We start from the raw sequence: 20,245 nt of genomic DNA, 5'->3' as shown, positions 1-20,245 counted from the left end.
GGTGTTAACTTTATGTTGATTAACACACTTTTAAACATTCGATCAAAATGAAAAAACTTATTTCGATACTCTGCTTAGTATTAACAGTAACCTTCGCAAAAGCTCAAAGCAACTTCGGGAAGCATATTGATGATAAAAGCGCGATTGCAGCGACGGCGCTTCCGGCTAAGATGGGCGATAAGAACGAAATGCAGGCCAAAGTGACGGGTGTCGTAGAATCGGTTTGCCAGGCAAAAGGTTGCTGGATGAAGGTGAACCTGGATAATGGCGAGACCATGCGCGTTGTATTCAAGGATTATGCGTTTTTTGTGCCGAAAGACATAACCGGCAAAACCGTGGTCTTTGAGGGAGAGGCGAAGAAAACGACAGCGTCGGTAGAGCATTTGAGGCATTACGCGCAGGATGCGGGCCAGAGCAAAGAAGAAATTGCGAAAATTACCGAACCGAAGGATGAACTGACGTTTGTTGCCGAGGGCGTAATCGTGAAATAATAATCTTTCCTTAAACGGGAGAAATAGCCTTACGGGCACTTTTGTAGCGATACATCGGTGTCCGTTTTCATTTTTATGCTTTTCAGATCTATTTCAAGTGTGTGCCTGTGCCTGTTGCTGGGTATTCAGGTCTTGGCACAAAATAGCCAGTATGTTTGGTGGAATCCGCAATCTGCACCTTTTCCTGTCGTCGAGGGGCAAGCCTGGCCAAAGGAGCTGAAAAATCCGTACGACCGTCTGCCGGCGCGTGCTGAAAAGCAGGTGCGTGATGTGGTGTGGAATTTGTCTAACCAATCGGCCGGATTGATGATCAGGTTTCGCGCCAACTCTTCCGAGATCAAGATCCGTTATACAGTCGGAGGCAAGCACGCGCTCCCGCATATGCCCGCGACGGGTGTGAGCGGGGTTGATCTGTATGCGGTAAGCAATGATGGCGAATGGCGCTGGTGCGCGGGGAAGTATGCATTCGGAGATACCATTACCTACGATTTTAAAAACCTGGCCCCGAACGACAATTACCATAAGCATGGGAGAGAGTATCGTTTGTTCCTTCCCCTCTACAATAGTGTGAAATGGCTGGAAGTTGGCACGCCCGCGGGAACCGAGTTCATGCCGCTCACTGTAAGGCCTGATAAGCCAATCGTCATTTACGGGACGTCCATTGCGCAAGGCGCTTGCGCATCCCGGCCGGGAATGGCGTGGACGTCGATATTAGGCCGTAAAATGGATCGGCCGACGATCAACCTCGGTTTTTCAGGAAATGGCAGACTGGAACAGGAAGTTGTAGACCTCGTAGCGGAGATCGACGCGAAAGTCTATGTACTGGATTGTCTTCCCAATCTGACGATCAGGCCCGACTCCAAGCTGGGACTGACTACCGAAGAGATTAAGAAGCGGGTGATCAACACTGTTACGGCATTGCGCAAGAAGCGGCCGGACGTGCCTATTGCGCTCGCGGAGCATGCAGGTTACACCGACGAGGATATTAATCCGCAAAGCAAGCATTATTATGTAGAGGTAAATGAAGTATTGAAAGACGCTTTTGCGGCATTGAAGTCGCAGGGCTTTCAGGATATTTATCTGATCCCGAAAGAGGATTTCGGCCAAACCTACGAGTCGACTGTGGACGGAACACATCCTACCGACCTTGGAATGCTGCAATATGCCGATGGCTACGAAATGCATTTGAGAAAGATCCTGCATGAGTCGTCAGGTGATGTTTCTACAACACGTCCGACAACCCAAATGCGCGAGCTGCACAATTATGATTGGGAGAAACGACATTCCGAAGTGTTGGAGCTAAACAGCAAATCATCACCTGCAACGGTAGTGATCGGCAACTCGATCACGCATTTTTGGGGCGGTATGCCGAAGGGACCTAGGGCGGTCGGCGAATCGTCGTGGGGCAGCACTTTCGGCAAGAATTCGGTGAATATGGGCTACGGCTGGGACCGCATTGAGAACGTGCTATGGCGCATTTACCATGGCGAGCTGGACGGTTTTAGGCCTAAACAGATCTTCATTAATATTGGTACAAACAATATCGGTTTTAACAGCGACGAAGAGATCGCGGCGGGCTGGAAGCAGCTGATCGAAGCGATCAAATATCGTCAGCCACAGGCACAGGTTGTAATGATGGGCATTTACCCACGTCGCCAACAGGAAGAACGCGTAGCGGGATTGAATGAAAAACTGGTACAGATCACCGGTGAGGCCGATGTGATGTTTGTAAATCCGGGGAGAGTATTCCTGAAATCCGACGGCAAGATCGACGAAGCGCTATTTTCCGACGGCTTACATCCGAATGAAAAAGGTTACAGCCTGCTGGGCAATGCGATCAAACCTTACTTGAAATAGGCATTAAAGTACAATTCCAATCCCGAAAAGGATCACAAAAAGCAGCGTCGAAAGTGCCATTTGTTTCAGGTACGGATCGAGGTCGCTTGCTTTGGTGAGGCGTGAAATGGCCAGACCGTTTTTGACAAACAATGGAAAGCTGAGGAAAAAGATAAGGCTGGTGTAGCTGGAAAAATGCTGCGCCGTGTAAACCGTCACGCAAAGCATGCCGATCAGCAGAATGCACCAGTGATATACAATTGCCTTTTCGCGGCCGATGCGTACGGGAATCGAGTTTTTCCCGGTCGCGCGGTCCGAATCGATGTCGCGGATATTGTTGATATTCAATACGCCTACGGCGAATAGGCCGCAGCTTGTTGCCGGCAGGAGCAATCCCCAATTCCAGATATGGGTATGCAGGAAGTTGCTGCCGATGACGCCCACCCAACCAAAGAAGATCAGTACCGAAAGGTCGCCCAGGCCCACGTAGCCATAAGGCCGCTTGCCGGCGGTGTAGGTGATAGCCGCGATAATGCAGGCAATTCCAATGCCCAGAAACACCCAGAATGTATTGGCTGGCGCGCCTTTCAATGCGATCGTCAGCAAGGTAATGCCTGAAATCAATGCCAGTACCGAGAAAATAATGATCGCCCGCAGCATTTTGGCAGCCGTAATTTGCCCGGAATGCACAGCCCTCTGCGGCCCTTCCCGGAGTTCGGTATCCTTACCATTCACGGCATCGCCGTAATCGTTGGCGAAGTTGGAAAGTACTTGCAGAAGTATCGTCGTCAGAACGCTCAGACCCGCTACCGGCCAGCTGAATTGCCCCGAGGCCGCAGCCAGGAAGCAGCCCATTAAAATACAGGATAATGCAAGAGGTAATGTACGGGGACGTGCGGCTTCAATCCAGGGATTCATCAGAGGTAATTTTGATCGGTAGTATCAGGCTGCTGTTTTTTGTTCAGCCCATTCAATAATTTTTTCGGCGACTTCAATGCCTTCTTTTGATACAGCGGCACTTAAATTACCGTCGTAGCTCATGGAAAGGTGAAGAACGTCGTATGCAACCAAGAAGTTGGTCAAAACTTTGCGGTCGATATTTGCCAACTCTTCCTTGTACCAGTCAACACTTTTTCTGCCTTTCCTCTTATTTCCGAAAACCACATCCAATGCTTCCAGAACACCGACATAAGCCGTATGTCCGGCTATTTTTACATACTTACGGTCTTTGTAAACTCCGTCTTCTTTGACAGCTTTTTCGCGAAGGATTTCTTTGGCATTGGAGAGGTAGCGGCGGGCTTCGTTAATGTCTTTCATAGTTGCGTGTAGTTATGTGTGAGTAAAACTGCCGTAAGCCGTCTTCGGGTGCGACCTACGGCAGTTGCAAATTAAATCCCAACCGCCTTCGTAAATTCCTCGTCGGTAGGCAATACTTTGGAGGCGAAGAAGTTGGTCAGCTCGCCTTTTTCGTTGATCACGTATTTACAGAAATTCCAGGTAGGAACTTTGTCGTTCCAGCCGTTCAAATCTTTGCTGCTCAGCCATTTGTAAATAGGTGCCTGGTCGTCGCCGAGTACCGATACTTTTTCAAACATCGGGAATGTAACGCCGTAGGTTGCAGAGCAGAAAGTAGCGATTTCATCGCTCGTGCCCGGCTCCTGTCCACCGAAGTTGTTGGCAGGGAAGCCCAAAACCACCACTTTGTCGCCGTGATCTTTGTAGAATTTCTCCCAGTCGGCATACTGCTTCGTGTAACCGCATTTGGAAGCCACATTCAGGATCACTACTTTTTTGCCTTTGTATTTGCTCAAATCAACGGTTTTGCCGCCTACCAGCGACTTTACCTTGAAATCATAAAGCGTTTGCTTTGCAACAGGAGCATTCTCTGGACGGCTCGCTATTTCGGATTTATCAACGAAAAGTCCGGTAATCAGTGAAGTAATCATAATGAAAAGTGTCTTAATAAGGCTCATCGTAGTTTTGGTTATGGTTAGTACATATATGAATAAAACGGTTGGCACATATTTGAGTTGTTACCATATCCAAAACGCACTGATCAGCAGATTTTGGTAACTATTTTCCTACATTCTTTCGGGAACGTCTATGCCCAATAACCCCAAAGCCTTGCGAATCGTTTCCGCAACAGCACCTGATAATGCGACGCGCAGTTTTACCGCCTCGGGATCCGGGTCGGAGAAGATCGAAACCTCCGCATAGAACTGGTTATAAACCTTCGCGAGGTCGAATGCATACTGGGAAATGAGTGACGGGGCGAACTCGTTGGCTGCCGCTAATACCTTCACAGGATATTGCGACAACGCAAATACCAGCTCGCGTTCGGCCTGGTGCATCACGTAGCTGTCACCCGGAATTTCCGCAGGGATGCCCGCCTGCTCACCCTTGCGCATGATCGAGCGGATACGTGCGTACGTGTATTGGATAAATGGTCCTGTATGTCCCTGAAAATCAATTGATTCTTCGGGATTGAACAGCATTCGTTTCTTCGGGTCTACTTTCAGCAGGAAATATTTCAATGCGCCCAATGCGAGCTGGTTGTAGAGCCGTTTGGCTTCTTCGCTGTTGAAGTCGTCGATTTTACCAAGTTCCTGCGTACGAGAGGCGGCGGTTTGCACCATCTGCGCTACCAGGTCATCGGCGTCGACAACTGTGCCCTCGCGGGATTTCATTTTGCCGGAGGGCAAATCCACCATTCCGTAGCTGATGTGGTAGCAGCCATCGGCGTAAGTCCGGCCAAAGCGTTTCAAAATGGCAAATAATACCTTAAAGTGATAATCCTGCTCATTACCTACCACCCACAGGTAACGGTCATTGCCGAAATCGCTGTTTTTTAGCTCGGTTGTACCCAGGTCCTGCGTAATGTAGACGGATGTGCCGTCGCCGCGGAGTACCAGCTTTTCGTCGAGCCCTTCTTCCGAAAGGTCGATCCAGACGGAGTTATCCGCTTTCTTGAAGAATACCCCTTTTTCGAGTCCTTCCTCGATAATATCCTTGCCTAATAGGTAAGTGTTTGATTCATAATAGGTTTTATCAAAACTCACGCCGATTTTGTTGTAAGTTTCCGCAAAGCCTTCATAAACCCAGTTGTTCATTTTTTGCCAGAGCGCTACCGTTTCCGGGTCATTATTTTCCCAAAGCAGAAGCAACTTCTGCGCTTCCAAAATCCAGGGAGCTTTTTTAGCGGCTTCTTCCTCGCTCAAACCTTGTTCGACCAGTGTCTTGATCTGCTGTTTATATTCAACATCAAACAAGACGTAATACTTGCCTGCAAGGTGATCGCCCTTAATACCGCTGGATTCAGGCGTTTCGCCGTTGCCCAGTTCGCGGTAGGCTAGCATCGACTTGCAAATGTGGATACCGCGGTCGTTGACCAAACAGGTTTTTTCCACATCGTAACCACTTGCTTTCAGGATCCTCGAAAGCGAATCGCCAAGGAAGTTGTTGCGCAAATGGCCGAGGTGAAGCGGCTTGTTGGTGTTAGGGGAAGAGAATTCCACCATGACAGACTTTCCGTTCGAAGGCAGCGAGCCGAATTTTTCGTCGGTAAAGATCTTGCCGAACAGGTCGAGCCAGGTGCTGTCTTTGAGACTAATATTCAGGAATCCCTGTACGACATTGAAGCCTGCGACGACTGATGAAGATGCAAGGAGCTCATCACCAATGATCTGCCCGATCTCGGCTGGGGCCTTGCGGGCGGCTTTGGTCAAAGGAAAAGTGACAAATGTGTAAAATCCCTCAAATTCTTTCTTGGTGGGTTGCAGAAGGATCTCCTGATTGTCCAGCTGGAAATGTTTTTGGACCGCTTTTTGAATATCCTCTTTAAGTATTGCTTCAATTGTCATGAAAAATCGGGTATTCCGGAAACGCTTTCTCGTTTTAAAAGATACATTCCCGCAAGTTTTTATTTAAGTGAAATTATTTCTAATATTAATAGCAATGTAAGCCTTGCAGGATGCAAAATTAGGCTAATTATTGATCTGTGTCACACCCCAGAAGGAAGAAGTTATGCATAACCGTTCTATAAATTATTCCGGGTTGAAATTAATGCTGCTACTGGTGTTCGCGCCGCTCTGGGGTGCCTGGGCGCAATTGCAACAATCCGACCGCCTCGAAATCCCGACTAGTTCTTCTTCTTCCGAGCAATTTGAGGTTTTCAGCCTGGGCGAGCGGGGTATTTTGTCGGTAATCAGGGGCAATGAGTTTTCGAATCGCAACGAACAATGGGAATTTGTGAAATACGATACGACGCTGAAAGCCCTTTGGCGTACTTCGTACAAGCTTGACTTTCGATACATCCCCGTAATGGCTTACAAGGCCGACGAAAGCGGTTATTGGCTCTTCGCCGAGCCGGATACCGACAAGTTCCTGTTTCTGCAACTGAATTTCAACGACGGTTCCATCGATACCTATAAAGGCAACCTGCTTTCGGGGGTGGATGTGCAGCATTTCAAGGTGATCGGTAGCAAGGCGCTGGTCTCCGGCTACTACCGCTCGCGGCCGGTCGTGATCGTGCATTCGTTTTTCGACCATACCACCCGCGTGCTGCCGGGTCTTTTTGAAAAGAATACCGAACTGAACAATGTGGATATCAATGAGATCGACGGATACATCAACGTGATCACTTATGCTTACAGGAAGAAGAATTGTGTTTTTGAAATAAAGACCTATAATTATGACGGTAAGCTACTGAAAAAGACTACATTAAGCGATCCTCGTTACAGCTTCATTTCCGGTCAGATCGTCCCGTTGAACCCCAATGATTCTTACCTGATCGGTAACTATTCCGTAGGATGTACCCAGTATTCGCAGGGGCTTTACGTGACCCACATTTCGGACGATACGCCCGAGGAGCCGCAGTTCATCGAGTTTTCCGAATTGCAGAATTTTTTCAATTACATGAAACCCAAGCGCCGTGCTCGGGTGCTCGAAAAGATCGGGAAGCGGAAAAGTCTCGGCAAGGAGAACCGGTTCAGGTATCGGTTACTGGTGCACCAGCTGATCCAGACGGAGAAGGAAATTGTGTTGGTAGCGGAAGTGTATTACCCCAATCAGCGCTCCACTAGCCCGATTATTTCCGGAGGCATTTCGCGCCCGTACGTGGCGCGAGCGCTCGAAGGCTACCGCTACACCCATGCCATCGTATGCGGCTTCGACCGGAGCGGAAAATTTATCTGGGATAACACCATTACGATTAAAGACCTCACCAGCTTCGATTTACAGGAAATGGTACAGGTGACGCCGGTCGACGATTACTTTGTACTGGCTTATCCACAGGAAGGCGAGATCCATACCGAGGTGATCAGTCGCAATAAAGTGGTGGTGGAGACGGAAAAATTCAAAATCAATCCGAAATCGGAAAAGGAAAAGGTCCTGAACAATGAAGACGGCTACCTTTCGCCCTGGTATGGCCAATATTTTCTTGCCTACGGCATGCAGCGCATCGGCACGTCGTCGGTAGTGCAGGGGCGCGAGGTGTTTTACGTCAATAAGCTGACTTACAAGACCGACGAAATCGGGAAAATAGAGGCCAAGGAAGAAGCTTCCCGGCCCGGTCACCAACCATAATGCATTTTAGTCGACGAGCCAGATATGATCGGCGTCGAATCCCTGCTCTTTCCATTCGACTTGCACGCGTTGCGTTTCAACCGTGCTAACCTCCATTCCCACGTAATCAGGGTCGATGGGCAGCTCGCGGTTGTAGCGGCGGTCGATGAGCACGAGCAATTCCACTGCTTTGGGGCGACCGAATGCCGTCATGGCGTCGAGCGCGGCGCGTACCATGCGGCCGCTGGCCAGCACGTCGTCGATCAGGATCACTTTTTTGCCTTCGATCAGGAAGGGCACATTGGTTTTGTTCGGCACAAGCGGGGACTCGCGGCGGCGGAAGTCGTCGCGATAGAACGTAGCGTCCAAATGCCCTACCAAGATATTCTGCCCGGTTTTTTCACGCAGCTCCGTCACAATACGTTCGGCAAAATGGATTCCCCTGGGCTGCAAACCCATGACGACCGTGTTTGAAAAATCCTGGTGATTCTCAATCAATTGCTGGCATAGCCGGCTGATCATTATTTCCAGAAGAGGGCTGCTAAGTACTAATCGTTTTTGGGGTATCATGAAATTTCCCTGAATTTTAGCCTAAATTAATGTGCTCTTAGACGAAATTAAAACTTTTATTCAATGAAATATCTGATTGCCGGGCTCGGAAATATTGGTCCGGAGTATGCTTTCACCCGACATAACGCCGGCTTTATGGTGCTCGATCGCCTTGCTGCGCAGCACGACTTCAAGTTTTCCTTTGAAAAACTAGCCTTTGTGGCCGAGTGGAAGTATAAAGGCAGGCATATTTATTTTATCAAGCCGACTACTTACATGAACCTGAGCGGTAAGTCAATCCGGTATTACATGGACCAGTACAAAGTCACGACCGAAAATACGTTAACCATTGTGGATGAGCTGCAATTGCCGTTTGGAACACTGCGGATCAAGCCCAAAGGCAGCCATGGCGGGCACAACGGGTTGAAGAATATTGAGGAATTACTGGGCACTACAGAATACCCCAAACTACGTTTCGGGATCGGAAATAATTTTCCGCGAGGCAGGCAAGTAGATTATGTACTTAAACCTTTTTCCAAAGAGGAAATGGCGGAGCTGCCCATTATTTTGGACAAAGCCGGGGATATGGTTACATCATTTTGCACTTTGGGGATACAATCGACAATGAATAATTATAACCAATGATTGTACTTTTTAAAGAAAATATAAATATTTCAAGAATTGTATTTATTTGGTTTTTGATCATTTTTTCGAAATTTAATAAAAGTTAATCGCTGATTTTTAATATAAAATAAGTTTTAAATTGTTGAAATTGCGAGAAAATTCCAAAGAAAATTTTGATGACTGCATTTTGGATAATTTGTAATTTCAAAATTAATGCGGACATTTGTAATGCAATAAGGCAGAAGGGGAATTGAATAAATCCATGACGCCAGACTGAAATACTGTTATCTTTGCATAATAATGGAATTTCGGAGTTCTATGTCTGCGAAATTAAGTGTGTAGAAAACGTTTAAAAGAGCGAAACAGCAAAATTTCGTCAGATCTGGAGAATAATTAACGCCGTATATTGGTTAAGTTCTCTGAATTTTGTAAAGAAGAAAAATTGGAGTATTATTGATAGTATTCTTACTTTACAGAAACAATGAAACGATCAGCAGGCCTGAAACGTTAACAGATAAAGAAAAGACAGCTTTTAAAGCTAGAAAATATATAAGATAAGAAAAGGTTAAGGGTTTAGGAATAGTCAGTATAAAGCCATCTCCATGAGATGGCTTTATCTTTTTATCTGCTCTGCCCACACTTCCACTCGTCTGTTTGATTTTTTTGTCAATTCAGTCTGGTTCATCAGTTTCGGTTGTGCCGAGCCGTAACCTGATGCTTCAATACGATCGGCCAGGATGCCTTTTCCGATCAGATAGGCTTTCACGGTCTCCACCCGCTTGTTGGAAAGTTCCAGGTTTTTCTCGAAGCTTCCGGTATTGTCGGTATGGCCTTTCAGTACTAGCCTCAAATCCTGCCGTCTCTGGAAATAGGTGACGATCGAATCCAGGTCGGTCAGGGCGCTGTCTTCCAGCACCTCGGTACCCTGACTGAAATACAGCGTCGAAAGCGGCGTGGAATGCGTTTCAGGAACCATATTCATCAATGCTTTGATCTCTTCGAAGCGATTATTGGTGCTGACAACCACACTTTTCGACTGGAAACCGTCGGCCTGTGCGGTAATGCGGTAGGTTTCGTGCGGCGGCAGTTCTACGTTATAGACGCCGTCAACGGTTTTGGTGTGCGCTACCAGGGAATCATTCGCTGATTTCCGGACATGAACCTCGGCATCATTGACGGGTTTCAGGTTACGACTGTCATAAACTCTTCCTGTGACGATAGCAAGGTTTCTATTCCGGGTGGGTTCGGGTTTTTCTTCCACCGGCTTCGGATCTTCCTTGGGCTCCTCTTTTTTGGCGACCGGTTCTTTAAAGTTCTTGGCGATTGTCTGGTAGCTCCGGCGCACAAAAACAGGCGTCATCACGCGGTCGTAAATGCGTACGAGTGCCACAGTGCCCGCGCTGGATTCGTTGCCGGCAATCAGATCGTCCTGAAACAAGTTCAGCACCTGGTCCGCGTCGAGAACGCCTTCGGTACCCGGATCTTTGAACTCCACTTTCGAAAGCCCGTTGATGTACATTTTGATGATCTTTGTCTCATGATCTCGCGAGTACACATAATGTACGTACTGTTTTGCGCGCACGGGTGCTTTTTCGCTCACGGCAAAGTCATAGAAGTTGAGCTTGCCATTGTAAATGTAGGTGCCGTAGTCACTTTTGCGGTTCTTGAAATCGAGCACGCGCTTCCAGCTATCGAGTTCGTCGAGTTTAAAATAGATCTCGACAGTAAACGACTTGTTCAGGAAACCCTTGGTTTCGGCATTGTTGAATTGCAGCCCGCTGTTTTTCTCGAAAACATAGATCGATCGTGAAAGATAATCGGAGCCGGGAATCTGCTCTTTGATGATCTGCCCCGCTTGCCCGAGCGGTTTCAGTGCCGGTCCGCCGCTTTCGATAGGCAGGAAGCCATTATTGAAGTCATAAGTCCACTGGTTCTGGGCGTGAACATGCAGCGCCGGGGCAGAAAACAGAGCAATCAGCACCGCCCGTAGCGCATTCTTTTTGTTAATCATACCCAAAAATATAAAAAGTGGGGGCGGAAGCCGAAGTACAACTTGTAATTTTGGACTCTTATTATTCTTGCGCGTGAAAAACATTGGTATCGGTCTTCTCTTTTCCATTCTCTGGTCGTCGGCATCCGTAGCAACGAAGTTTGGCGTGCAATCGGCATCTCCTTTGATACTGGCAAACGTTCGGTTCTTTATAGCTGGTATCTTGCTGCTATCATTTTCGTACGTATTTGTCAAAAATAAAGCTTACCGGTTGCCCACCAGAAAAGAATGGCAGCAACTGGCGTTGTTCGGTTTTCTGAATACAACGCTCTACCTGGGCCTGTACGTGTACGCGATGAAGTATACCGCGGCCGGAATCGGCAGCCTGGCAGTGTCCACCAACCCGTTGATGATCGTATTGCTCTCATCGTGGTGGCTGAAACGAAAACCCAAAGCAGAAGAATGGACGGGGATAATCCTCGGAATGGGTGGCGTGGCCGTAGCGACTTATCCACTGCTCGCCGACAGTTACACGACAATAGGCGGCATTACCCTCTTGCTCGTCAGCATGGTAACCGTTTCTGCGGCCAGCGTTTATTATGCAACCGTGAAATGGGAGCTCCCTAACTTGCTTATCAACGGCTGGCAGGTGTTCCTGGGTGGCGTTTTTCTGCTGCCGGTCACCTTGTTAATGGCCGATCTCAGTACTACCAAATTGGATACTGTTTTCTGGGGTTCAGTACTTTGGCTCAGCCTGGCGGTTTCGATCGTAGGATTGATCTGCTGGTTTTACCTGCTCCGCATTGATACCGTAAAGGCATCGTTGTGGCTCTTCCTCTGCCCGTTGTTCGGATTTTTCTTCGCCTGGTGGCTCATGGGCGAGCCCGTGACGATTTACACCATTTTCGGGACGGTACTTGTCGTTGCAGGCTTGTATGCCGGCCAACGGACGAAATTTTCCGGGAAAAAGAGCGACTAGCCGTCCCCGAATGGCCGTCCGCGACTAGCCGTCCGCGCCTAATCTACGAGGATTTCGCCTTTGAGATACAACCTCGCCTGGCCGCCGATGTAAACGCGGTCGCCATCCAGTTCGCATTTCAGGAAGCCGCCACGGCGCGAGAGCTGGCGTGCATTCAGTTGCGTTTTAGAAAGCTTGTCGGCCCAGTAGGGTATCAAAGTCGTGTGCGCGGAGCCGGTTACCGGATCTTCATCGATGCCCGATTGCGGCGCGAAGAAGCGCGAAACGAAATCCACGTCGTCGCTGGTGGCGGTTACGATCACACCACGCGCAGGAATGGTCGACAGGATAATGATGTCAAGATCCAGGTTCCTGACCTCATCCTCCGATTCCAGTACAACGAGGTAATCAGTTTTGCCTTTGTAAACTTCCAGAAGCGTCGTGTTTTTCAGGCTTTCAACCAGCCCTGGTGGCGGCACGGCGATGTGGTATTGATCGACAGGGAAGTTCAGCGTAAGCCAATCTTCCTTGCAGTCGACGGTGAGCACGCCGCTTCTCGACTCGAAGCTGATCGACTGCCCTTCGTAGTTCTGAATATTGAAAATCACATAGGCAGCCGCAAGTGTGGCGTGGCCGCAGAGATCAACTTCCACCAAGGGCGTAAACCAGCGGATATGGAAACCGTTTTCTGTCGGGACATAGAAAGCCGTTTCGGCAAGATTGTTTTCGGAGGCGATGGCGAGCATCGTTTCCTCGGGTAGCCATTGTTCCAAAGGAACTACCGCAGCAGGGTTTCCACCAAACAACTTGTCAGTAAAAGCATCGATTTGGTATATGGGGAGTTTCATGAAGTCAAATGGGCTTGGTGACGGCAATGTATTAAAAATATCGGCTACGGGGTGCTTTTTTTGGCAATTTTTAATATAATATATTGGAAATGGATAAAAAATCAAAGCATTTAGACGACGAAGTACTCCTAACGTTTTCTGTTTTTCATGCGAAGGTAAACGCCGTTCGTCCAGCCGAAGCCCTCCTGGATTTCGTATTCACCTCCTCCGGCGATCAGGTTGGTGTCGGACACGTTGTATTTTTCGAGCATTTTTCCCGAATGTCTGAACTCTTTCTCGATCAGCCCTAGCCATTCGTCGCTCAGTTCGTTGGCAGTCCTGTGAAAATTGTAGTTCCGTAACCCCTTGTAAACGATCCATTGCAGCGGGGCCCAGCCATTTGGCGCGTCCCATTGCTGGCCGGTGCGTACCGTGGTGGTCAGCAGCCCACCCGATTTCAGAAAGTTCAGGCGGATATACGCCCGCACATAATGTGAGTGGGGCTTGGGCGCAAGTTTGAAAAATAGCGGAAAGGCACCTGCGATGGTCACGGCTTTGGTGAAATCCCTTTTCTTCAAATCATAATCCATATAATAGTGCTTCGACTCATCCCAGAAATAGGTCTGAATGGCGATATTCCGCTGTCTGGCTTTCTCTTCGTAGAGCAAATGCATCCGCCGGTTGTCGTTCAACAGGTAGGCTTCCGCAATGGCCTTTTCGAGGTGGTATAGCAGGCAATTCAGGTCTATGGGCAGGATGTCGGTGGTGTGAATGGATGCAAAATCGTTTTCATCGGCAAACCAGCGGCTGCTGAAATCCCAACCCGATTCAGCGGCGGCTCGGATATGCCGGAAAAGCTCGTCAGGCGGGGTGCCGTACTTTTCTTGCGCCTCGTGCGCGAGATCCATGTCCTCGCTGTACGACTCCGGCCGTGGTGTTGCTTTGTCATCCCAATAGCGGTTCAACAGTGCGCCGTCGGGCAAGTATACCAGGCGCCGGTGTGCCGTAAAAGGCTCACAGGGCTCCTGGCAGCCATCCATCCAGTAATCATACTCCTTTTGCATCTGGGCCAGGTATTTTTTCAAAACCTTTTTGCCTTCCATTTCACTGAACAGCCTCACCATCAATGAGAAGAACGGCGGTTGCGAGCGACTGAGGTAGTACGTTCTGTTGGCAGTGGGTATAAAACCCAGGGTATCCACCAGATAAGCAAAGTTATTGAGCATATTCTCAATGAGTTCCGCCCGGCCCGACTCTTTGAGCCCCAACATTGTAAAATAGCTGTCCCAGTAATAAATCTCACGGAAACGCCCACCCGGCACCACATACGGATGGGGCAGGGGGATGAGTGACCCGCCTCGTTCCTGATTCTCGGGTTGCCGCGTTAGAATGGACCAGAGCTTACCAACATGCTCGGACACCGCATCATCCTTGTCAGTAACAAAATCGGAAGCAATATGCACCGGCATTCTGAAATGCGCCCGAATGAATGTTTCCATATCAAAGTCGGGCTCGTCCTTTTCCTGGTGATACCGTTCGATGATCAGGACCGGATCTTCTAGTGGGACGGCATCCGCGAATGTTTTGGAGTCGGAGAAAATGTGGCTGCATTGGACGTCACGAAACAGCGTTCCGTACAACTCCTCGGGAGAGATGTGAGCCTGGCCATAAGTGAATGATGGAGCAACAAAACCGTACAAAACAAACTGACTTTAAAGGGTTTCAGACTGGATTATAACTTATTTGACTTCTGTGAATTTAAGTTTTGGTAATAACATCGCATTCTCAATGAGTTTGATCTGAATACCAAGGATGCCAGCCTCCGCATTTGCGTCGACCTTCTCCGTGTCGTCGGTCGGCTTGTGATAGTCGTCGTGTCCGCCGGTATGGAAGAATAGCACGGGTATTTGTTTGGCGTAAAACGAACCGTGATCCGAGCCGCCGCTTCCCGCGTTGTCTGTAAAAAACTTCGTATCGCTTTTCACATCCTTAAAAATTACGGGCCATTCCGCGCTGGTACCATACCCGCCGATGCCCACGCCCCGGCCTGGATCGTAACGGCCGATCATGTCCATATTCGACATAAAGTTGATATCGGCCAAGGGTAACGTCGGGTTATTCACAAAATACCGCGAGCCGACGAGCCCCAGTTCTTCCGCTCCGAAAGCGATAAACAGGAAGTTATACGGCTCCTTTTTATCATTTCCTGAAAAATACCGCGCCAGTTCGAGCAATCCGGCCACGCCGGAGGCATTGTCGTCGGCGCCGTTATGGATTTGTCCTTCGGGTTTTTCGGCTTTGGAACTTCCCTGGCGGCCGAGGCCAAGGTGGTCAAAATGAGCGCCTATGACGATGGTATATTGGGCCCCGTTGTCGAGAAAGCCGATCACATTCCGGGTTTGGCGAACGCTATCGGGAACGACTATTCGTCGGATTTTCGCGGTGAAAGGCTGGTAATAGCCCTCGGTTCCTTTGGGTAAAAGATGGTACTTTTTGAATTGTTTCGCCACATACTTCGCAGCTTTCTCGTTCTCTTTGCTTCCCGTACCGCGGCCTTTCATTTTGTCGGAAGCCAGGTAGGAAATGTGCTTGCGGATGCTTTCCGGTGAAGGGGTTACAGACTGTCCGGATGCCTGCATAGCGCCCAAAACGAGCAGCAGACTGTGAAAAAAGATTCTCATTCGATATAAAATAGTTGACGGGCAAAGATAAGCTCTCGCAGCCCGGGCGAGCTCCGGCGACCGACAGAATTTTTGCATTTATTTGTATTTTCAGGCATCCGCACTTAATATTGCACCATCAATCAATTGCTTCCCTTGAACGGCGGTTGATTTATAAAGAAGAGGCGAGAGAATGGGCTCTATGAACCTCTGGCAACCTGCTACCACATCGGAGAAAGGTGCTAATTCCCACCTAAGTTATTAGGAGATATAAAATCAATTCGTGTGCTCTTACAGTTAGAAATTTCCGTAAGCCGATTGGCTTTAGTCTCGCAGCTACAACCGAAAATTTGTATTTCGGCTGTCCATTTTACCATGTGTTGAATTTAACCACGTGCTGTGGCTCTTATGCAAGCGGAACAGAAGACATTTAAATACCCGTATCCCTACACACTCGAAATGGGTGGTGAATTGCCAGGGTTTGAACTCGCATACACCACTTATGGAGAAAGGAACGCCAGCGACACCAATATCGTCTGGATTTGCCATGCGCTTACCGGTAGCTCCAATGCGACCGAGTGGTGGGATGGGCTCGTAGGCGACGACAAATATTTCAATCCTGCGCAGCATTTTATCATTTGTGTGAATGTGCTCGGCTCGGCATACGGCTCCACGGGGCCGCTTTCTGTAAATCCAAGGACGAACCATCCCTATTACCGCAACTTTCCGACACTTACCGTACGGGATGTCGTAGGAACATTAGATCTTTTGCGGCAGGAGCTGGCGATCAACAAGATCAAGATCTGCATCGGCGGGTCGCTTGGCGGGCAGCAGGCGCTGGAGTGGGCGGTCGAAAAGCCCGATTTGTTCGAAGAACTGATCCTGATCGCTTCCAATGCACTCCATTCACCCTGGGGTATCGCGTTCAATGAGTCCCAGCGGATGGCGATCGAGGCCGATCCGACTTTTGCGGAGGAAGGCCCGGACGCGGGAGCAATGGGCATGCGCGCGGCGCGGTCGATTGCATTGCTTTCGTACCGTAATTATGATACTTACAACTTTACGCAAGCGCGCGACAATCCCGACCAGATCGACGAGTTCCGTGCGTCGTCGTACCAGCAATACCAGGGCGACAAATTTGTGAAACGGTTCAATGCATTCTCTTACTGGGCGTTGTCCAAAATCATGGATTCGCATAATGTGGGTCGCAACCGCGGCGGGATCGTGCATGCGCTCGGGCTCGTGAAGGCGAAAACGCTGGTATTGGGCATTAAGTCCGATTTGCTTTTTCCACTTTCGGAGCAGCAATTCCTGGCCCGGCACATTCCGGATGCCGCATTCCAGGAGATCGATTCGCTGTACGGCCACGATGGCTTCCTGATCGAGTACAAGCAGCTTACGCAGGTGATCAGGGCGTGGCAGGAAACGAACGGGCAGTTGCAGATGGCGCGCATTCGTTAATGCATTCCTGGTGATATTATAAATCAAAACTCCCGATCGGTTGCCGGTCGGGAGTTTTGATTTGAATGTATTCCAAAATACTACTTCGAAAGGCTCAGCAACAGCTCCGGCTCGTTGGTGGTGATGTAATCCACATCCTTTTCGAGGAAGTATTTCAAATCTGCCTCATCATTTACTGTCCACACGTTGGTAGTCAGCTTTTTCTGGCGCATTGCGGGAATGTAATCCTCTTTTTTCTTCAAAACACTCAAATGGTAATCGATACCGTCGAGGCCGGCCGCCTGGATTTCGTCAGGCGTTTTGTCGCCGTTCAGGTATTCCACGTGTGCTTTCGGCGCGAGTTCTTTCACTTTCAGACAAACGTCCCAGCTGAATGCAATGTAGTCGGTAATCTTTTCCACCTTCATTTTCTTCACCAGTTCGACGCATTTGGTAGCCAATGCCAACGAGCGTTCCTTGCTGATTTTGGAAGTTTTAATTTCGAGAATCAAACGAGTCTTCTTTTGCTTCGAACCCGCCTTCAAATAGGCCTCCAAAGTCGGTAATGCTTCTCCATTCGCCAATTTGATCTTCGAAAGCTCGGCTGAATTGGTCGTTTCGATATTGGTTCCCTGGATCGAATGGTCGTGCAAAACATACAAAACCGAGTCGGCCGACATGTGCACATCAAACTCGCTGCCATAGCAACCCAGCTTGATGGCGTGTTCCAGCGCGCCGATTGAATTTTCGGTAGCACCCGTATTTTTCCAGGCACCGCGGTGCGCGATCACCTTGTTTTTCTTTTGAGACATACCTTCCATCGACACCAGGCTCATCAGCCCGATTGCAAGCATTAAAAATCCTTTTTTCATTGTATTCAAATTAAACTTCCTTTAAAAAGATATTTTCCGGCTCTTTTTACCCCCATCAGGCAAACAGGCCCGAAATTACGGCAACTTGTGCGTCCGTCTGTTAGGGTAATATTAAGTTTATCCTAAAAGCCCTGGTGAGGTTTAAGCGTCAGGATCACCATTTTGGACGTTGGTGTGTTGCTCTTTTCCGCGACGCTCGTAATGGGTACCAACACGTTGGTTTCGGGGAAATAGGTAGCTGTGCATTGCTCGGGAATGGGATATTCGACCACCACGAACTTGTGCGCCACGCGTTCCACGCCATCGTAGTTGTTATGCAAATCGACTAGGTCTCCGTTTTTGAGTTTGCGTTGCTGCATATCCCTCGCATTCATCAGAATAACCCGCCGCTCGTTGTAAATGCCCCGGTAGCGATCGTTCAGGCCGTAGATAGTGGTATTGAACTGGTCGTGGCTGCGGATGGTCATCATCATGAGCTCGCCTGCTTTCAACTCCTGCATTTGCGGTGCAGCGATGTGAAAATGCGCCTTGCGGGTAGGCGTGTCGAAGTCGCCAGTGCGGTTGCAGTTGGGCAGATAGAATCCGCCGGGCTGCCTTACCCGCTCGTTGTAATCCGCAAAACCGGGAATGGTACGTTCGATGTCAGTACGGATGAGATCGTAATCTTCGATGTACTTGTCCCAGCTAACCTTGCTCCGCGAGCCTAATGTAGCTTTTGCCACCCTGCAAACGATCTCCGGTTCACTCAAAAGCTCGTTTGAAACCGGTTCCAGCACGCCGCGCGATAACTGAACCACACCCATGGAGTTCTCGCATGACACAAACCGGTTCTCGTTATTGCGCATATCCTTGTCAGTCCGGCCGAGGCAGGGCAATATCAATGCTTCCTGGCCGTGAACCAGGTGGCTGCGGTTCAGTTTCGTCGAAACGTGGACGGTGAGTTTGCAGTTCTGCAATGCTTCGGCAGTGAAACGCGTATCGGGCGTGGCGGAAAGGAAATTGCCGCCCATCGCGAAAAACACTTTCGCTTCGCCGGCATGCATTGCCTTAATACATTCCACCACATCATACCCATGCTCTCGAGGCGGCGAAAAATGGAAATTCTTTTCAATCGAATCGAGGAACCTGGCGGACGGACGCTCGAAAATACCCATCGTACGGTCGCCCTGGACGTTGCTATGCCCACGTACCGGACAAGTACCCGCGCCGGGCTTGCCGATGCTGCCTTTAAGCAGCAACAAATTCACAACTTCCTTAATGGTCGCCACCGCATTCTTGTGTTGCGTGAGTCCCATGGCCCAGCAGGCAATGATTTTGCTTTTCCCTGCGAGCACGCTCGCCACCTCCTGCACCTGCGCGTAAGGTATGCCCGCCTGCGCGGCGAGTTGTTCGGCATCGTATTCTTTTAGGTCCCGCAGGAAATCGTTGTATCCTTGTGTATGCTGGTTTATAAAATGCTGGTCGAAAACGCCACCCGGTTTTTTTTCTTCTTCTTTCAGCAACAGCAGCTCAATGGCTTTGATCAATGCCAAATCGCCATTGATCTTCACTTGCAGGAAAATGTCCGTCAACGTGGGGTTAATGCCCAGCACTCCCGCAACGGTTTGCGGATTGTTGAAACCCATCAGCCCCGTTTCGGGCAATGGGTTGATGGAAATGATGGTGGCGCCGTTCGCTTTCGCCTTTCGCAATGCGGAAAGCATGCGCGGGTGGTTGGTACCCGGGTTCTGCCCGAGGATCATGATCACCTCGGCCTGGTAGAAGTCGTTTAGGGTAACGGAGCCTTTTCCTATGCCCAACGACTCGCCTAATGCGGTTCCGCTGCTTTCGTGGCACATATTGCTGCAATCGGGCAGGTTATTCGTGCCAAATTCCCGCACAAAAAGCTGATAGAGGAATGCGGCTTCATTACTGGTGCGGCCCGAGGTGTAAAATACGGCTTCGTCGGGCGAGGCAAGGCCGTTCAGTTGTGTTCCAATTTTTTCAAAAGCAGCATCCCAGGTAATGGGCTGATAATGCGTGCCGCCTGCGGGCAGGAACATCGGTTCGGCAATGCGACCCTTCCCGCCGATTTCGTAATCCGAAAGTTTCCCCAGCTCATGCACGGAATGCTGCGAGAAGAATTCAGCGGTCAGTTTTTTTGTGGTGGCTTCTTCTGCGACGGCCCTAGCACCGTTCTCGCAATATTCGGCGATGCCCGAGCGCTCATCGTCCGGGTCGGGCCAGGCGCAGCTGGGACAGTCGAAGCCGCCTTTTTTATTGAGGTTGAAAAGCGCTTTCATCCCGCGCTGCAAACCTGCTTCACTGACCGTCATTTCCAATGCGGAAACCACGGCAGGAATGCCGGCAGCCACTTTTTTGATCGGGCCTTGTTTCAAACCGGTCAGTTTTTCGGGATTTTCGGCACCCGGAACAGGGAGTATGTTTTCGGACATG

17 protein-coding genes and 1 riboswitch are annotated in these 20,245 nt (G+C 49.4%); of the genes, 6 read left to right on the top strand and 11 right to left on the bottom strand.

What is annotated here, in order from left to right:
- Positions 1-47 precede the first annotated feature (47 nt).
- Both ACTJJJ_RS22905 and ACTJJJ_RS22900 read left to right on the top strand, forming a co-directional pair.
- Complete coding sequence (locus ACTJJJ_RS22905) at positions 48-491, top strand: DUF4920 domain-containing protein (RefSeq protein ID WP_440703134.1); 444 nt, start codon at positions 48-50, stop codon at positions 489-491.
- Between the two features lie 75 nt (positions 492-566).
- On the top strand, positions 567-2,348 hold the full coding sequence (locus ACTJJJ_RS22900) for an SGNH/GDSL hydrolase family protein (RefSeq protein ID WP_440703133.1): 1,782 nt from the start codon (positions 567-569) through the stop codon (positions 2,346-2,348).
- 3 nt (positions 2,349-2,351) lie between these two features.
- Here ACTJJJ_RS22900 and ACTJJJ_RS22895 read toward each other — a convergent pair whose 3' ends face one another.
- The 4 genes from ACTJJJ_RS22895 to argS form a co-directional block, all read right to left on the bottom strand.
- The gene (locus ACTJJJ_RS22895; RefSeq protein ID WP_188935964.1) at positions 2,352-3,245 is read right to left on the bottom strand and encodes a 1,4-dihydroxy-2-naphthoate polyprenyltransferase; all 894 of its coding nucleotides are present in this window, start codon (positions 3,243-3,245) and stop codon (positions 2,352-2,354) included.
- A gap of 24 nt (positions 3,246-3,269) precedes the next feature.
- Positions 3,270-3,644 carry a DUF5618 family protein gene (locus ACTJJJ_RS22890; RefSeq protein WP_440703132.1) on the bottom strand — a complete coding sequence of 125 codons (375 nt, stop codon included), beginning with the start codon at positions 3,642-3,644 and terminating at the stop codon, positions 3,270-3,272.
- 71 nt (positions 3,645-3,715) lie between these two features.
- Positions 3,716-4,273 (bottom strand): glutathione peroxidase, encoded by a 558-nt coding sequence (locus ACTJJJ_RS22885; RefSeq protein WP_229222862.1) that lies wholly within the window; start codon positions 4,271-4,273, stop codon positions 3,716-3,718.
- 135 nt (positions 4,274-4,408) lie between these two features.
- On the bottom strand, positions 4,409-6,187 hold the full coding sequence (gene argS / locus ACTJJJ_RS22880; protein ID WP_440703131.1) for an arginine--tRNA ligase: 1,779 nt from the start codon (positions 6,185-6,187) through the stop codon (positions 4,409-4,411).
- A gap of 202 nt (positions 6,188-6,389) precedes the next feature.
- Here argS and ACTJJJ_RS22875 point away from each other — a divergent pair, with 202 nt between their 5' ends.
- Positions 6,390-7,910, top strand: coding sequence for a hypothetical protein (locus tag ACTJJJ_RS22875; RefSeq protein WP_188937319.1), 1,521 nt, complete (start codon positions 6,390-6,392; stop codon positions 7,908-7,910).
- A gap of 6 nt (positions 7,911-7,916) precedes the next feature.
- Here the strand turns inward: ACTJJJ_RS22875 and pyrR are convergent, their stop codons facing one another.
- On the bottom strand, positions 7,917-8,459 hold the full coding sequence (gene pyrR / locus ACTJJJ_RS22870) for a bifunctional pyr operon transcriptional regulator/uracil phosphoribosyltransferase PyrR (RefSeq protein WP_188935956.1): 543 nt from the start codon (positions 8,457-8,459) through the stop codon (positions 7,917-7,919).
- Between the two features lie 63 nt (positions 8,460-8,522).
- Between pyrR and pth the strand changes: the two genes are divergently transcribed.
- Positions 8,523-9,083, top strand: coding sequence for an aminoacyl-tRNA hydrolase (pth, locus tag ACTJJJ_RS22865; protein WP_440703130.1), 561 nt, complete (start codon positions 8,523-8,525; stop codon positions 9,081-9,083).
- 592 nt (positions 9,084-9,675) lie between these two features.
- On the opposite strand, the gene ACTJJJ_RS22860 is transcribed toward pth, so the two are convergent.
- Entirely contained in the window at positions 9,676-11,073 is a 1,398-nt protein-coding gene (locus tag ACTJJJ_RS22860) for an OmpA family protein (RefSeq protein WP_440703129.1), read from the bottom strand.
- 73 nt (positions 11,074-11,146) lie between these two features.
- On the opposite strand from ACTJJJ_RS22860, the gene ACTJJJ_RS22855 reads away from it, so the two are divergent.
- Positions 11,147-12,031, top strand: a complete 885-nt coding sequence (locus ACTJJJ_RS22855) for a DMT family transporter (RefSeq protein WP_440703128.1) — start codon at positions 11,147-11,149, stop codon at positions 12,029-12,031.
- Between the two features lie 38 nt (positions 12,032-12,069).
- Here ACTJJJ_RS22855 and ACTJJJ_RS22850 read toward each other — a convergent pair whose 3' ends face one another.
- The 3 genes from ACTJJJ_RS22850 to ACTJJJ_RS22840 form a co-directional block, all read right to left on the bottom strand.
- The gene (locus tag ACTJJJ_RS22850; protein ID WP_188935948.1) at positions 12,070-12,858 is read right to left on the bottom strand and encodes a PhzF family phenazine biosynthesis protein; all 789 of its coding nucleotides are present in this window, start codon (positions 12,856-12,858) and stop codon (positions 12,070-12,072) included.
- A 128-nt stretch (positions 12,859-12,986) separates the two neighbouring features.
- A complete protein-coding gene (gene treA / locus ACTJJJ_RS22845) occupies positions 12,987-14,537 on the bottom strand; it encodes an alpha,alpha-trehalase TreA (protein ID WP_440703127.1) in 1,551 nt (516 codons plus the stop codon).
- Positions 14,538-14,576: 39 nt separating this feature from the next.
- On the bottom strand, positions 14,577-15,518 hold the full coding sequence (locus ACTJJJ_RS22840; RefSeq protein ID WP_440703126.1) for a M20/M25/M40 family metallo-hydrolase: 942 nt from the start codon (positions 15,516-15,518) through the stop codon (positions 14,577-14,579).
- Positions 15,519-15,666: 148 nt separating this feature from the next.
- Positions 15,667-15,774: riboswitch (SAM riboswitch) on the top strand.
- A gap of 131 nt (positions 15,775-15,905) precedes the next feature.
- Here ACTJJJ_RS22840 and ACTJJJ_RS22835 point away from each other — a divergent pair.
- Positions 15,906-16,958: a homoserine O-acetyltransferase family protein gene (locus ACTJJJ_RS22835; RefSeq protein WP_188937316.1), complete on the top strand. Its 1,053-nt coding sequence runs from the start codon at positions 15,906-15,908 to the stop codon at positions 16,956-16,958.
- Between the two features lie 80 nt (positions 16,959-17,038).
- Here the strand turns inward: ACTJJJ_RS22835 and ACTJJJ_RS22830 are convergent, their stop codons facing one another.
- Together ACTJJJ_RS22830 and ACTJJJ_RS22825 are read right to left on the bottom strand one after the other, a co-directional pair.
- Positions 17,039-17,809: a glycerophosphodiester phosphodiesterase gene (locus tag ACTJJJ_RS22830; protein ID WP_426291663.1), complete on the bottom strand. Its 771-nt coding sequence runs from the start codon at positions 17,807-17,809 to the stop codon at positions 17,039-17,041.
- 122 nt (positions 17,810-17,931) lie between these two features.
- Positions 17,932-20,244: an FdhF/YdeP family oxidoreductase gene (locus ACTJJJ_RS22825; protein ID WP_440703125.1), complete on the bottom strand. Its 2,313-nt coding sequence runs from the start codon at positions 20,242-20,244 to the stop codon at positions 17,932-17,934.
- Position 20,245 lies beyond the last annotated feature (1 nt).

Origin of the sequence: Dyadobacter sp. 22481, from assembly GCF_052044875.1 — a bacterium.
GTDB lineage: Bacteria > Bacteroidota > Bacteroidia > Cytophagales > Spirosomataceae > Dyadobacter > Dyadobacter endophyticus.
The sequence above is the reverse complement of the archived record's forward strand: the minus strand, read 5'-3'. Positions and strand labels throughout refer to the sequence as shown.